Raw genomic sequence first — 13,630 nt, 5'->3', positions numbered from 1 at the left:
GCCGATATGAGCCTCTCCAAACGCGAATTCCTGCAGGTGCTGGCCGCTGCCAGCGTTGGCGGCATGGGCCTGCAGCGCCATGCCTGGGCCGATGCCGCGGTGGCCGACAAGGCCTTGTACGAGCTGCCGGCCTTTGGCAATGTGTCGCTGCTGCACATGACGGACTGCCATGCGCAGCTCAGGCCCATCCATTTCCGCGAGCCCAGCGTGAACCTCGGGATCGGCGCGATGAAGAACCAGCGCCCGCACCTGGTGGGCGAGCACCTGCTCAAGGCCTGCGGCATCCGGCCCGGCACGGCCGAGGCGCATGCCTTCACCTACCTCGACTTCGAGGCCGCGGCCCGGCGCTACGGCAAGGTCGGCGGCTTCGCGCACCTGGCCACGCTGGTCAAGCGCATGCGGGCCTCGCGCCCCGGCGCGCTGCTGCTCGATGGCGGCGACACCTGGCAGGGCTCGGCCACCTCGCTGTGGACGAATGCCCAGGACATGGTCGATGCCTGCAAGTTGCTCGGCGTGGACGTGATGACCGGCCACTGGGAGTTCACCTACGGCATGCAGCGGGTGCAGGAGATCATCGACAAGGATTTCGGCGGCAAGCTCGATTTCGTGGCCCAGAACGTCAAGACCGCCGACTTCGGCGACCCGGTGTTCAAGCCCTACGTGATCCGCGAGATCCGCGGCATACCGGTGGCCATCATCGGCCAAGCCTTCCCGTACACGCCCATCGCCAACCCGCGCTACATGGTGGCCGACTGGAGCTTCGGCATCCAGGACGACAACCTGCAGAAAATGGTGGATGAGGCGCGTGGCAAGGGCGCGCAGGTGGTGGTGGTGCTGTCGCACAACGGCATGGACGTCGACCTGAAGATGGCCAGCCGGGTGCGCGGCATCGACGCGATCCTGGGCGGCCATACGCACGACGGCATGCCGCTGCCCACGCTGGTGGAGAACGCCGGCGGCAAGACCATCGTCACCAATGCCGGCTCGAACGGCAAGTTCCTGGGCGTGCTGGACCTGGATGTGAAGAATGGCAAGCTGCGCGACTTCCGCTACCGCCTGCTGCCGGTGTTTGCCAACATCCTGCCGGCCGACGCCGAGATGGATGCCCTCATCACCAAGATCCGCGCGCCCTACGAGGGCAAGCTGGACGAGGTGCTGGCGCGCACCGACGGCAGCCTGTACCGGCGCGGCAACTTCAACGGCAGCGGCGACCAGCTGCTGCTCGACGCCATGATTGCGGTGCAGGACGCGCCGATCGCGTTCTCGCCGGGCTTTCGCTGGGGCACCTCGCTGCTCGCCGGCCAGGACATCACCCGCGAATGGCTGATGGACATGACCGCGACCACCTACTCCTACGCCACGGTCACCGAGATGAGCGGCAGCACCATCAAGACGGTGCTGGAGGACGTGTGCGACAACCTGTTCAACCCCGATCCGTACTACCAGCAGGGCGGCGACATGGTGCGCGTGGGCGGCCTGCGGTACCGCTGCGACCCGAGCGCCGGCGCGGGCAAGCGCATCAGCGAGATGCGGCTGGGCGGCGCGCTGATCGAGGCCGACAAGAAGTACAAGGTGGCCGGCTGGGCACCGGTGGCCGAAGAGGCCAGGAGCGCCGGCAACCGCCAGATCTGGGAAGTGGTGGAGCCCTGGCTGAAGGACCAGAAGGTGCTCAAGCCGCGCCAGCTGAATGAGCCCGAGCTGGTGAATGTCCGCCCCAACATGGGGATCGCGTAGCGCAGCCTGTTGCATGCGGGCGCCAAAACCGCTCCAATAGCGGCCATGAGCCTTGCGGAGTTTGATTCCCTGGTGGCCACCGTGCTGGTGGCCGTTTTTTTGCTGGCCGCGGTGCTGGGCTTCGCCATGCGCGAAACCCGCTTTTGCAGCATGGGCGCGATCAGCGACGTGGTGTACCTGGGCGACTGGATGCGCATGCGCCAGTGGGCCATGGCGGTGGGAGTGGCGATGTGCGGCTTCACCGCGCTGGCGCTGTGGGGCGGCGTGGCGCCGGGCGACACGCTCTATGCGGCCCGGCAGCTGCTGTGGCTGTCGTCGCTGGTGGGCGGCGTGCTGTTCGGCGCGGGCATGGTGCTGGCGTCGGGCTGCGGCGCGCGCAACCTCACGCGGCTGGGCGGTGGCAGCCTCAAGTCGCTGGTGATCCTGCTGGTGATGGCGGTGGCCGCGTTCGCCACGCTCAAGGGCATCACCGCGGTGGCGCGGGTGCGCTGGCTCGACAGCGTGGCCTGGAGTCTTGGCATGCCGGCGGCGCTGCCCGAGTGGCTGGCGCGGGCCGGTGCCTGGCAGGTTTCCACGGTGCGCCTGGTGGCGGGCATGGGCCTGGGGCTGCTGCTGATCCTGGCCGCCTGGGGGCGCCGCGGCCGGGACGCCGCCGTGCTGGCCGGCGGCGCGGCCGTGGGCCTGTGCGTGACCGCGGCCTGGTGGCTCAGCGGCCATTTTGCCGAGGTGCCCGAGCACCCGGCGACGCTGGAGCATGTCTACGCCGCCACCTACAGCGGCCGCATCGAGGCCTTCAGCTTCGTCACCCCGGTGGCGCACACGCTGGACTGGCTGCTGTTCTTCAGCGACAGCAACAAGCTGCTGAGCTGGGGCATCGCCTCGGTGGCGGGCGTGGTGGCGGGCGCCTTCGTGCATGCGCTGTGGCGGCGCGACTTCCGCTGGCAGGGCTTTGCCGACACCGCCGACCTGGCGCGCCACCTGGTCGGCGCGGTGCTGATGGGCGTGGGCGGCGTGGTCGCCATGGGCTGCACCATCGGCCAGGGGGTGAGCGCCATCTCCACGCTGCAGCTGGGCAGCTTCATGGCGGTGGCCGCCATCATCGCCGGCGCGGTGGCGGCGCTGCGCTACCTTGCCTGGCGCGAGGAGCGGCGCGCCGGCTGATCCGCCCCGGCTACTCCAACGAAGCGATCAGGTCGATGTACTGCTGCTTGGCCGCATCCTGCGCCGTGCCCTTGAGCTCGTTCCAGGCATTCCACTTGGCGCTGGCCACGAAATCGGCGAAGCCGGGCTTGGGCTCGGTGTTGTCGCCCACCGAACCCTGCTTGTACAGGGCGTAGAGCTTGAGCAGCACGGCGTTGGCCGGGCGCTCGCTCAGCTCCATCGAGGCGGCCTTGGCGGCTTCAAACGCGGTGTTCAGATCGGCAGTCATGGTTGTCCTTCATTGGCGGATGGCTGCAGTGTAGCCAGAATGGGGCTGTGAAAAGGTAAAAATAGCACGATCGTTCATGAATTCTTTGCTGCCCCTGTACAAGCGCCAGCGCGCGGTCCGCGAGGACGAGCTGGCCGGCATTCCCTGGCTGCCCCGGCTGGAGCCGCTGGAGCGCGCCTATGCGCTGAAGCAGCTGGTGGTCACCGAGGCCGAGCCGGGCGAGTACATCTGCCGCATCGGCAAGCCGGTGACCTTCTGGTTCGGCGTGATCGAGGGCCTGCTCAAGATGAGCGCCGAGGACAGCGAGGGCCGCACCATGACCTTTGCCGGCCTGCCCGGCAGCGGCTGGTTCGGCGAGGGCACCGCGCTCAAGCGCGAGCCCTACCGCTACGACGTGCAGGCCCTGCGCCGCAGCGTGGTGGTGGGCATACCGGTCGACGCCTTCCACTGGCTGCTCGACCATTCCTTCGGCTTCAACCGCTTCGTGATGCACCAGCTCAACGAGCGGCTGGCGCAGTTCATCAGCGCGCGCGAGATCGACCGGCTCAACCGCCCCGAGGAGCGGGTGGCGCGCACGCTGGCCGCGCTGTTCAACCCGGCGCTGCATCCCGGCGTGAGCGAGCTGCTGCGCATCACCCAGCAGGAGCTGGCCTATCTGGTGGGGTTGTCGCGCCAGCGCGTGAACGAGGCGCTGTCCACCCTGCAGGACATGGGGGCGATCCGCATCGAATACGGCGGCCTCAGGGTGCTGGACCTGCCCGCGCTGCGCGGCAAGGGGCTGCACAAGGGCGGGGCGCAAAGCGCGCGACAATAGCGGGCTATGTCCACTCCTTCCAGCCCCGTGCCGCCGTCGGCGCGCAAGACCCTTTCGCTTGGCAAGCGTGCCAGCGCCCCGGCCCCGGTGCCGCCACAGCGGCCGCGGCCCGCGCCGCGTCGCGTCGCGCCACCCCCTGCACCGGCGCCCGGCCGCGCCAAGGTCTGGCGGGCCGACGATCCCAAGCCCGCCTTCACCGCGCCGCAGCGCCCCGAGGCCCAGCCCCGCCCCGAGGGCGCGGTGCGGCTGAACAAGCGCATGTCCGACCAGGGCCTGTGCTCGCGCCGCGAGGGCGATGCGTGGATAGAGAACGGCTGGGTGCGGGTCAATGGCGAGGTGGCGGTGATGGGCCAGCTGGTCACCGCGCACGACCGCATCGAGATCGACGAGGCGGCCAGAAACAGCCAGCAGCAGCAGGTGACCATCCTGCTGCACAAGCCCATGGGCTATGTGAGCGGCCAGGCCGAGGACGGCCACGAGCCGGCGGTGAAGCTCATCACCGCGCAAAGCCGCTGGAGTGGCGACCGCAGCAAGACCCGCTTCAACTTCGCCCAGCTCAAGGGCCTGGCGCCCTGCGGGCGGCTGGACATCGATTCGGTGGGCCTGCTGGTGCTGACGCAGGATGGCCGCGTGGCGCGCCAGATCATCGGCGAGGATTCCGAGATGGACAAGGAATACCTGGTGCGCGTGACCTACGGCGCCGTGGCGCAGGAGGTGCAGGCCCACTTCCCGGCCGAGCAGCTCGCGCTGCTGCGCCACGGCCTGTCGCTGGACGGGCAGGCGCTGCTGCCCGCGCAGGTGGACTGGCAGAACCCCGAGCAGCTGCGCTTCGTGCTGCGCGAGGGCAAGAAGCGCCAGATCCGCCGCATGTGCGAGCTGGTGGGCCTGCATGTGGTGGGCCTCAAGCGCATCCGCATCGGCCGCGTCACGCTGGGCCACCTGCCGGTGGGGCAGTGGCGCTACCTGGCGCCGGGCGAGCGGTTTTAAAAATAATAGCTGCTATCGCTTGTATATACTGGTTTTTAGATATAAATCATATTGAAAACCAGTAGGGATAAGCGCCTGCAGCTCTCTTTTTAGATAATCAATTCGATGAGGAAGGGCGCGGCCTGGTCGAAGCTGCTGCGCATCAGGTCCGCGCACTGCTCCAGCGTGGTGGCGCGCGCGGCCTCCACGCCCATGCCGCCGGCCAGCCGCACCCAGTCGAGCGCCGGGTTGCCCAGGTCGAGCATGTTCATCGCGGTGGCGCCGGGCACTGCGCCCACGCCCTTGTATTCGCCGATCAGGATGTTGTACTTGCGGTTGCTGAGGATGATGGTGGTCACCGGCAGGCGCTCGCGCGCCTGGGTCCACAGCGATTGCAGCGAGTACATGGCCGAGCCGTCGGCCTGCAGGTTGATGACGCGGCGCTGGCGTTGCGCGCCTATGGCCGCGCCGGTGGCCACCGGCATGCCGTCGCCGATCGCACCGCCGGCCAGGTGCAGCCAGTCGTGCGCCGGCGCGGCATGGGTGTGCTGGTAGAAGCCGCGGCCATAGGAGACGCTTTCGTCCGAGATGATGGCCTGCTCGGGCATCAGCGCCGCCAGCGTCTGCGCCAAGCCCTCGGGCGTGGGCGCGCCGCGCACCGGCTCGGGGCGCGGGCCGGGGGCGGGTATGGCGGCTGCGGGCGCCTGCAGTGCCTCCACCAGCCCGTGCAGCGCTTCCACCGGGTCTTGCTCGGGGCGCGAGAGCACCTGCAGCTGCGCCTGCGGTGGGTACTGGATGGAGGGCAGGCCGGGGTAGCCGAAAAAGCCCACCGGCGCCTTGGCGTTCACCAGGATGATGTGGCTGAAGCGGGCGAGCGCGCGGATGGCCGCGTCCATCACATAGGGCACACGCTCCAGCTGCAGGCGGCCGCGGCCGCGCGCCACCTGGGCGTTCACATAGTCGGCCATCAGCGTGGCGCCGCTGGCCCGGGCCACGCGCCAGGCCAGCGCCTGGGCCTCGGGCTGTACGCCGTGGCCGGCCAGCAGGATCAGCGTGTCCTTGCCATGGCTGCGCAGCGTGCGCGCGGCAAGGTCGATGGCATTGCCATCGATGGCGGGCGGCGGCGGCGGCTCGCCCGCGGCGCCGACGGCGCCGCCCTCCTGCCAGGACACGTCGGCCGGCAGGATCAGCGTGGCAATCTGGCCCGGAAAGGTGCGGGCCGCGCGCACCGCCTCGGCCGCATCGCGGCCGAGCTCGGGCGTGGCGGTGCTGGTGCGCTGCCACTGCGACACGGCCTGTGCCATGCCGGCGGTGTCGGCGGTGAGCGGCGCGTCGAAGGGGCGGTGGTAGGTGGCCTGGTCGCCGACGATGTTGACGATGCCGCTGCGCGCGCGGCGCGCGTTGTGCAGGTTGCCCATGCCGTTGGCCAGGCCCGGGCCGCAGTGCAGCAGCGTGCAGGCCGGTTTGCGCGCGATGCGCCAGTAGCCGTCGGCCATGCCGGTGACCACGTTCTCTTGCAGGCCCAGCACGCATTGCATGCCGGGAATCTGGTCCAGCGCGGCCACGAAGTGCATCTCGCTGGTGCCGGGGTTGGCAAAGCAGGTGTCCACGCCGGCCGCGAGCAGGGTCTGGACCAGGCTTTTCGCTCCATTCATCGGTGATCTCCGTATCAAGTATCTGGCTGCGCCGGCGGTTATCGCTGCCCCAGCGCCTGCTCCACCGCCACGCCCACCGCCAGCAGGCTGCGGTCGCGCATGCGGTGGCCCACCAGCATCAGGCCCACCGGCAGCTCGCCCGCCAGGGCGGGGGCCGGGATGGACAGGGCCGGCAGGTCGTAGAAGTTGAAGACCGAGGTGTTGCGCAGCATCAGCGCGTTGGCCGCGAAGAAGGCGGCATCGTCGGCCAGCAGCGGCGCGATGGCCGGCGCGGTGGCGGGCACCGTGGGCAGCAGCAGCGCATCCACATCGGCCATGGCGGCGTTGAACTGCGCGAGCAGCGGCGCGCGCTGCTGCAGCATGGCGATGTAGCCGGCGGCCGGGATGCTCTGGCCGCGCGCGATGCGGCTGAGTACGCGCGGATCGAACTCGGCCTGGCGCGATGCCAGCGCCTCGCGGTGGATGTAGGCGGCCTCGGCGGCGCTGATGCTGCCGTCGGCCTGCACCTCGGCGGGCGCGCGCATCCAGCGGTCCCAGTCCAGCTCGGTCAGCACGGCGCCCTGTGCGGCCAGGGCGCTGGCCGCCTGCTCCAGCTTGTGCAGCACCAGCGGCTCGCAGCCATCGAGCAGCATGCCGCGCGCAATGCCCAGGCGCAGCCCGCGCACCGAGCGCGGGGGCAGGGGTTTCCAGGCGCTGCCCGTGAGCACGGCGTCGGCCATGGCGCAGTCGAGTACCGAGCGCGCCAGCGGACCCACGGTGTCGAGCGTGAACGACAGCGGGAACGCGCCTTCGCGCGGCACCCGCGCCTGCGTGGGCTTGAAGCCGGCCGTGCCGTTGAGCGCGGCCGGTATGCGCACCGAGCCGCCGGTGTCCGAGCCGATGGCGATGTCCACCAGGCCGCGGCCCACGCTCACGCCGGCGCCGCTGGAGGAGCCGCCCGGAATGCGCGTTGCGTCCGCCGCGTTGCCGGGCGTGCCGTAGTGCGGATTGATGCCTATGCCGGAGAAGGCGAACTCGGTCATGTTGGTCTTGCCCACGATGACGGCGCCGGCGGCGCGCAGCCGCTGCACGATGGGCGCATCCGCCCCGGCCGGCTGCGCGCCCTGGCGCATGCGGCTGCCGGCGGTGGTGACCTGGCCGGCCACGTCGAACAGGTCTTTCACCGACACCAGCTTGCCGTCGAGCGGGCCCAGCGTCAGCCCGCGCGCGGCGCGCTGGTCCGCGGCCTGCGCGGCCTCAAGGGCTGCTTCGGGGTAGAGCTGGGTGAAGATGCGCTGGGTTTCGTCGCCGAGCGTGGCCAGGGCCTGCAGGCTGTGTTCAAGGCGTTCGGTGCTGGTGGGCATGCTGGTAGGGCACGAGTGGGGATGCGCGCCATCGTAGCCAAAAAACCGGCGCCTTCCTGTCGCGCACGACGCCAGGCGCTATGGCGTGCTGGCGGTGAAGCTCAACTGCCCGCTGTAGTTGCCGGCTGGGCGGCTTGCACTGCCGGCGTAGGAGAAGGTCCAGTTCGCGCTGCGGATGGTGACCAGGTTGTTCACCGTGCCGCTGCCGCCGCCGGCCACATTCACCGAGCTGCCGGTGCCGCTGGCGGGGATGGGCGGTGCCGGCAGGTTGCTGCTGTCGCTGCTGGCCACGCTGATGTCGCTCATCGGAATGGTGTTGGCGCCGCTGGCGAGCGGCGTCGTCACGCTGGCGTACAGGCTCACCTGTCCGCCGTTGCTGCGCACCTCCACCGGCAGCACATTGCCGGTGGCGGCGACGGCAAAGCCCGGCGCTGCCCCGCTCCAGTTGAGCTGCGTGTTGTTGCCCGCGGCAGGCGTGGTCGGCACGGCGGGGATGGAGGGCGTCAGCGTGAACGCCACCTGCGATACGGTGCCGCCCGGCGTGGGCCAGGCACCGTCGCCAATGCGAAAGAAGATGAACTTGTCGATCTGGATGGCGAAGTTGAGCGCAACGGTGGGCGTAGTGCGCGGCAGGCTGCCGGTGCCCGAGGTGGCGCTGGCCGCCTGCGCGCTGCCGCTGGCGGCCCAGGCCAGGGCCAGGACGGCGTGGCGCAGAAGGGCGCCGCCGGGCTTCACTTGAGCTCCGCGTTCACTTTGAAGCTGCCCTTGTCCCAGTCCAGCAGGCCATTGGCCTGCACCGGGTAGCTGGGCTGGAGGGTGCCCTGGCCGTCGTCGCTCCTGGGCAGCAGCACCAGGGTGCGTGTCTGGCCGGGCATGATGGGCGTGCCTTCGACCGCCAGGCTGAAGCTGCGGCCCTTGGCGTCCTTGGCGTCCAGCATGCCATCCAGGCGGCCATGGGCGTCGCCGGTATTGGTCACGCTGACGGTGGGCATGCGCTTGCCGGCCACCTCGCGCATGGCGAGCTGCTGCATCTCCAGCTTTGGCTCGGCGCCGCCGAGCATCAGGTATACCGCTACCGCGATGCGGCCTGTCACCGGCAGGCTCAGGTTGGCGGCGCCGCTGCGGATGATGGTCTGCTGCGCGGGCTCGGCGCCCTCCACCGCGATCATGAAGCGGCACTCGCCGCGCGGTGTGTTCGCCGGCGGCGTCACCTGGAAGCGGAAGCTGCTCTTGCTCTGCGCGGGCACCGAGACCGTGCGGCGCTCCAGCGCCACCCAGGGGCGGCAGCTGCCGGGCAGAAGCTCGTCGTGGTAGGTGATCTGGCCTTCGGGCGAGTAGGTCCAGTCGAGCGTGCGCACCGACACCGAGGTGGCGGCGCTGCCCAGGTTGTGGATCTCGAAGGACTGGCCCAGCCGCTCGCCGCCCTTGGCCGTCAATTCGAAGCGCGATGGCGCGATGGCGACTTCGAAGGGCGCGGCCTGTGCCCAGCTTGCCAGCAGGGCCAGGCCCAGCGCGGCGGCGCGGCGGATGGAGGGTGCAAGGAAGAAGAGGCTCATGGTTGTATCTCGATCTCGAAATAGGACTCGAAGCTCAGGCGGCCGCCCTGGCCCAGCTGCAGCTGGCGCGGATCGATGCGCAGCTGCAGCTCAAAGGTATCGGTGATCCACGGTGCGCGCACCACGCCGCTCCATACCAGCACGCGGTCGCCCGGGCGGCCCTCGCCGCCCTGCAGCATGCCGCCGCCACGCCATTGCACCTGCAGGCCGGATGGCGAGCGCAGGCCCGCGATGGCGGGCGGAATGACATAGTAGATGCGTGCCTGCCGACCCTGGTAGGGGGCGGTGGCCAAGCGGTATTCGATCCGGCCAAAGGGCAGCAGCAAGGTCTGGGCATCGAGCATCTGCGCCTGGCGGAAATCGGCATTGACCTGGGCGCGCGGCGAGGCGGAGTCGTCCAGGCGTGCGGTGTGGGCGATGGCCGTGGGGGCGATCACGCAGGCGGCCAGCACCAGGATGGCGGGCAGATGGACGCGAAAGGCGGAGCGAAGGCGCGGCATGGGCATGCTCATTGCATCGACGCGGTAAAGTACACCGTGCCCTTGTACGAGCCTGCCGGGTAGATGGCGTCGTTGGCATAGGTGAAGGTCAGCCGCGTGGCATTCATGGTGTTGGATTGGTAGTGCCAGGAGCCAAGGACGCAGATGCCCAGCACGTCGATGATTCCGGAGCAGTAGGTGGCATTGGCATCGAAGCTGGCAATCTGCTGGTTGGCCGCATTGGTGAACTGGCCGTTCTGGATGTCGCCCGAGCCGCTGCCGCTGCTGTTGCTCACCGTCCAGCTGATCTTGCTGAAGGGAATGATGGTGCTGCCGCAACTGCTGCTCTGGCAGCTGAGGCCCGCGGTTGAATCCACTTGCAGGGTCACCGGGCGCGCGGTGCCCGAGGTGGATACCGGACGTGTGGGCGTGACGTAGATGTCGATGGCGGGCGTGCCTGTGACCGGCGCGGGCGTGAGCCCCACGTTGTTGCCGGACACATTGAACTGCACGGTGTCGACGGCTGACGCCGATCCCACGCGAAGCGATAGGGCGTAGGTGCTGCCGCTGTCGGTCACGGTGGTGATCACCGCATTGGCAGGCACCGTGATGCCGCATGCGAGCAGCGCCAGCCCCACCGCCAGCGGGGCGCGTATCGGCCGCAGCGCGGCCGGCGCGAAGGCTGCAGCACGCATGCGCATCAGACGCCGGTGGCGGTGTAGGTTACCGTGGTGGTGTACGTGCCCGCAGTCCACGTGCTCGGCGTGCCGGTTAGCGCATAGGTCCAGTTGCCGGTGAGCAGGGTATTGGGCGTGAACGTCGTGGAAGCGCATGCACCGAGGTTGGCGCCGGGATGGGGGACCGGGCTGGCACCCGAGGCAGTCACCGTGAAGTTCGCATTCGCGGGGCCGCCGGCTGCGCTCCACGCGGCCACGGAGCAATTGATCGAGCCACTGCCTGCATTGGTCCATGCCGAAACGGCCAGCACATTGCCGGATGCGGTGGAAGTCGCCGACGGGGCGGTGCCGTCCCAGGTCACGGAGACGTTGTTTGCGGAGGTCGTCGGCACCGTCGGCGTGGAGGGGATGCTCAGGCTGGTCGTCCAGCTGACGGTGTCTCCGCCGGCAGTGGTGGATCCCACCTTCAGCAGAATCAGCTTTGGTATCACCACGCTCAGATTCACCTTGGCTTGCGCGGTGACCGTGCCGGTGCCGGTGGAAGAGTAGCCATACTGGCTGTCCGCCAGCGCATGGCCCGCGAAGGCAAGCGCCAGGGCCGTGCCCAGCGCCAGGGGGGCGAGAAGTTTCTTGGTCATTTCGGAGTCCTTGGTTTCAAAGTGAGGTTGGCAAAAAGCGCTGCTGCGCGGGAGGCTGGCTCATAACGTGCGCACAACTCCATGGGTTTACTGCTCGTTACACATTCGCCAGCTGTGTTCTGCTGCATGGCTACTCCCCCACCTTGATGACGGGAATCTCGGCGTTGGCTTCGCCACGCAGCGGAACATCGACGCTCACGCCGCCATCGCCAGCCGCTCCCCAGGGCAGTGGCACGCTGTCGAGCGTGAGGGTGATCTGATGGCGGCCCAGGCCGACCATCGGAAAGCTGAAGCGGCCGTCGCGGTCGGTCGTGGTGCGGTAGCGGCCGTCCAGCACGACTTCGACGCCGCTGGCACCGCCTTCGCCGATCTGCTGGCGGCCGTCGCGGTTGGCGTCGTAGAACACGCGGCCCGCCACGCTGCCCGCGCCCGCACCGGGCGCGCCGCCGGCCACGGCAAAGGGGCGGCCGGCACTGCCTTCCCAGCGCAGGTAGATGTAGGCGGTCTTGTCGTTGCTGCGGTAGACCTGTGGACCGCTCCAGCTGGGCAACTGGTTCGTGGCGGCGCGGGCCTGGTTGATTAGGGCCGAAAAGCCCAGGCGCCAGCCATGGCCCAGGATCTGCTCTGCGGCCAGCGTGCCCGACAGGCCCCGGCTGGTATAGAGGCCGCCGGTTTGCGAGGTATAGCGCAGGTTGCCCGAGAAGCTCAGCGTGCTGCTGGCCCAGTAGCGCACCTGCACGCCTGCCGTGGGGTATTGGTGCGCGACGCCGCTGCTGCGGTCGTCCGCCCAGCCCAGGGTGGTGGTGACTTCGGGGCGCATGGTTTCGCGCCGGGCGGCAATCCAGTCTTGCTCCCACTGCACTTCGCGCCCGGTGGCGGTGTCGCCATCGAGCACGATCTGCTCGTTGCGCCGCGCCGTCAGGCTCAGGCGGGTGCGCGGCCAGTCGAAGAAGCGGGTCTGGTAGAAGGCGTAGGCATAGAGGCTGCGCTGCGTGCCCAGCGTGGCCTGGCCGCTGGCATTGGCGTCGTAGCGGGTCTGGTAGGCGTTGAGGCTGCCGCCGATGGAGTCGCGGCGGTCGATCATGTATTGCAGGTTGCCGCTGGCGCCCAGGCGGGAGGAGCCTTGCAGCGCTGGCAGGGTGCTGGGGCGCGTGCGCTCGTAGTCGAAGCCGCCGCCCCAGCTCAGGCGGTTGGCGCTGTGGTCTACGCGCCAGTAGGCGCCCTGTGTGCCCGAGGGCAGCAGGTAGTCGCCGAAATACAGGTTGGGCTTGGAGGCATAGGCGCCGAACTCGTGGCGAAAGCGCCCGAGCTTCGCGCCCGCCTCCAGGTACAGGCCCTGTGCGCCGCCTGCCGGGACGTTGGGTGTGGCGGTGCTGGTGTTGCTGCCCACTGCGGTGAGGCGCGCGCGCAGGTCGCCGTCTTGCCGCAGCTCCGTTCCATAGCCCAGCGCGGCGGCCCAGCTGGAGGTGTTTTTGCTGCCCGAGCCAGCGCTGGAGAAGGGGTCGAAGTAGCTGCCTGGGATATTGCTTGCCTGCTCGATCTGGCCGGCCGCGTACCACGGGCCGGCCAGGCGCCGCGTAGCGCCCAGCCAGGCGATGCTGCCCTGGCTTTTCTCGAAGCCGGGGTAGGGGCCGCCAAGCAGGTCGCCGCGCTCGCCCATGCCGGCGCGCAGGTCGAAGTCGCTGCCATAGAGCCGGGTGGAGAGGCCGCGCACGGTGCTGTTGCCGAGCGTGAGGCGGTAGTTGCGGCCGAGGCCCGTGGTCAGTTCGCTATAGGTGTCGCCCAGCGTGGTGTCGGCCAGCACGTCGCGCGTGAGGGGGGTGCCCAGGTTGCGCAAGGTGATGCGCTGGCTGCTGGCCTCGCGCGCATAGCCTAGCGCGCCGATACCGTTCCAGGCATTCTGGTCGCCGCGCAGCGCGCGGGCATCGGCTTGCAAGATCCATTCGCCGTAGTTGAGCGTTTGCTGGCGGTATTCGATGCGCTGGCCGAGTTCGGTGGCTTGCCGCTTGCCCAGGCCGGTGCCGTCCGACTGCCCCAAGCCCAGGCGCCCTTCCACGGCCCAGCTGCGCAGCCCTTCGGGCTGGGAGGCGGCATCGGCCTCGGCCGAGCCGGCCTCGGCGCGCAGCGCAGTGACTTCATCCGGGCTCATGAAGCGATCCTCATAGGCGGGCGGCGCCGCATCGACGAGTGCGCGCAGGCGTGCCTGCTCGGCCTGGGCCGGCGTCAAGGCTTCGATGCGGGGGGGCGCTTGTGCTGCGGGCGGCTGCTGCGCCATGGCCGGTGCGAGGCCGGCCGCGCAGGCCAGCAGATATGCCGCATACGCTACCTTGGAATCCAAG

13 protein-coding genes are annotated in these 13,630 nt (G+C 69.5%); 4 read left to right on the top strand and 9 right to left on the bottom strand.

The window, feature by feature from the left end; translation table 11 throughout:
• Positions 1–6: 6 nt before the first annotated feature.
• Together soxB and ACODRX_RS07030 are read left to right on the top strand one after the other, a co-directional pair.
• The gene (gene soxB / locus ACODRX_RS07035; RefSeq protein WP_488870511.1) at positions 7–1,734 is read left to right on the top strand and encodes a thiosulfohydrolase SoxB; all 1,728 of its coding nucleotides are present in this window, start codon (positions 7–9) and stop codon (positions 1,732–1,734) included.
• A 45-nt stretch (positions 1,735–1,779) separates the two neighbouring features.
• Positions 1,780–2,895, top strand: a complete 1,116-nt coding sequence (locus ACODRX_RS07030; protein ID WP_488870510.1) for a YeeE/YedE family protein — start codon at positions 1,780–1,782, stop codon at positions 2,893–2,895.
• Positions 2,896–2,905: 10 nt separating this feature from the next.
• Here ACODRX_RS07030 and ACODRX_RS07025 read toward each other — a convergent pair whose 3' ends face one another.
• The gene (locus ACODRX_RS07025; RefSeq protein ID WP_488870509.1) at positions 2,906–3,163 is read right to left on the bottom strand and encodes an acyl-CoA-binding protein; all 258 of its coding nucleotides are present in this window, start codon (positions 3,161–3,163) and stop codon (positions 2,906–2,908) included.
• 76 nt (positions 3,164–3,239) lie between these two features.
• Between ACODRX_RS07025 and ACODRX_RS07020 the strand changes: the two genes are divergently transcribed.
• Both ACODRX_RS07020 and ACODRX_RS07015 read left to right on the top strand, forming a co-directional pair.
• A complete protein-coding gene (locus ACODRX_RS07020) occupies positions 3,240–3,977 on the top strand; it encodes a Crp/Fnr family transcriptional regulator (RefSeq protein WP_488870508.1) in 738 nt (245 codons plus the stop codon).
• Between the two features lie 6 nt (positions 3,978–3,983).
• On the top strand, positions 3,984–4,964 hold the full coding sequence (locus ACODRX_RS07015) for a pseudouridine synthase (RefSeq protein ID WP_488870506.1): 981 nt from the start codon (positions 3,984–3,986) through the stop codon (positions 4,962–4,964).
• Between the two features lie 89 nt (positions 4,965–5,053).
• Here ACODRX_RS07015 and ACODRX_RS07010 read toward each other — a convergent pair whose 3' ends face one another.
• The 8 genes from ACODRX_RS07010 to ACODRX_RS06975 all read right to left on the bottom strand — a co-directional run bounded on the left by ACODRX_RS07010 (position 5,054) and on the right by ACODRX_RS06975 (position 13,629).
• On the bottom strand, positions 5,054–6,598 hold the full coding sequence (locus ACODRX_RS07010; RefSeq protein WP_488870504.1) for an acetolactate synthase large subunit: 1,545 nt from the start codon (positions 6,596–6,598) through the stop codon (positions 5,054–5,056).
• A gap of 38 nt (positions 6,599–6,636) precedes the next feature.
• Complete coding sequence (locus ACODRX_RS07005; RefSeq protein ID WP_488870503.1) at positions 6,637–7,941, bottom strand: amidase; 1,305 nt, start codon at positions 7,939–7,941, stop codon at positions 6,637–6,639.
• A 78-nt stretch (positions 7,942–8,019) separates the two neighbouring features.
• Entirely contained in the window at positions 8,020–8,676 is a 657-nt protein-coding gene (locus ACODRX_RS07000) for a hypothetical protein (protein ID WP_488870502.1), read from the bottom strand.
• Complete coding sequence (locus tag ACODRX_RS06995; RefSeq protein WP_488870501.1) at positions 8,673–9,497, bottom strand: COG1470 family protein; 825 nt, start codon at positions 9,495–9,497, stop codon at positions 8,673–8,675. The genes ACODRX_RS07000 and ACODRX_RS06995 overlap by 4 nt, the downstream gene beginning before the upstream one ends.
• A complete protein-coding gene (locus ACODRX_RS06990; RefSeq protein WP_488870500.1) occupies positions 9,494–9,997 on the bottom strand; it encodes a hypothetical protein in 504 nt (167 codons plus the stop codon). The genes ACODRX_RS06995 and ACODRX_RS06990 overlap by 4 nt, the downstream gene beginning before the upstream one ends.
• Before the next feature lie 8 nt (positions 9,998–10,005).
• Positions 10,006–10,671 (bottom strand): hypothetical protein, encoded by a 666-nt coding sequence (locus tag ACODRX_RS06985; RefSeq protein WP_488870498.1) that lies wholly within the window; start codon positions 10,669–10,671, stop codon positions 10,006–10,008.
• A gap of 5 nt (positions 10,672–10,676) precedes the next feature.
• Positions 10,677–11,291 (bottom strand): hypothetical protein, encoded by a 615-nt coding sequence (locus ACODRX_RS06980; RefSeq protein ID WP_488870497.1) that lies wholly within the window; start codon positions 11,289–11,291, stop codon positions 10,677–10,679.
• 130 nt (positions 11,292–11,421) lie between these two features.
• A complete protein-coding gene (locus ACODRX_RS06975) occupies positions 11,422–13,629 on the bottom strand; it encodes an SdrD B-like domain-containing protein (protein ID WP_488870495.1) in 2,208 nt (735 codons plus the stop codon).
• Position 13,630 lies beyond the last annotated feature (1 nt).

This window comes from Comamonas sp. FG99, from assembly GCF_057808605.1.
This window is presented reverse-complemented; position numbering and strand designations above follow the sequence as displayed.

What these genes read in the sequence shown, in the direction of transcription:
- soxB (WP_488870511.1), top strand. Translation starts at nt 7, where the DNA reads ATGAGCCTCTCCAAACGCGAATTCCTGCAGGTGCTGGCCGCTGCCAGC.
- ACODRX_RS06985 (WP_488870498.1), bottom strand. Translation starts at nt 10,671, where the DNA reads ATGCGTGCTGCAGCCTTCGCGCCGGCCGCGCTGCGGCCGATACGCGCC.
- ACODRX_RS07030 (WP_488870510.1), top strand. Translation starts at nt 1,780, where the DNA reads ATGAGCCTTGCGGAGTTTGATTCCCTGGTGGCCACCGTGCTGGTGGCC.
- ACODRX_RS07010 (WP_488870504.1), bottom strand. Translation starts at nt 6,598, where the DNA reads ATGAATGGAGCGAAAAGCCTGGTCCAGACCCTGCTCGCGGCCGGCGTG.
- ACODRX_RS07020 (WP_488870508.1), top strand. Translation starts at nt 3,240, where the DNA reads ATGAATTCTTTGCTGCCCCTGTACAAGCGCCAGCGCGCGGTCCGCGAG.
- ACODRX_RS07015 (WP_488870506.1), top strand. Translation starts at nt 3,984, where the DNA reads ATGTCCACTCCTTCCAGCCCCGTGCCGCCGTCGGCGCGCAAGACCCTT.
- ACODRX_RS07005 (WP_488870503.1), bottom strand. Translation starts at nt 7,941, where the DNA reads ATGCCCACCAGCACCGAACGCCTTGAACACAGCCTGCAGGCCCTGGCC.
- ACODRX_RS06990 (WP_488870500.1), bottom strand. Translation starts at nt 9,997, where the DNA reads ATGCCGCGCCTTCGCTCCGCCTTTCGCGTCCATCTGCCCGCCATCCTG.
- ACODRX_RS07025 (WP_488870509.1), bottom strand. Translation starts at nt 3,163, where the DNA reads ATGACTGCCGATCTGAACACCGCGTTTGAAGCCGCCAAGGCCGCCTCG.
- ACODRX_RS06995 (WP_488870501.1), bottom strand. Translation starts at nt 9,497, where the DNA reads ATGAGCCTCTTCTTCCTTGCACCCTCCATCCGCCGCGCCGCCGCGCTG.
- ACODRX_RS06980 (WP_488870497.1), bottom strand. Translation starts at nt 11,291, where the DNA reads ATGACCAAGAAACTTCTCGCCCCCCTGGCGCTGGGCACGGCCCTGGCG.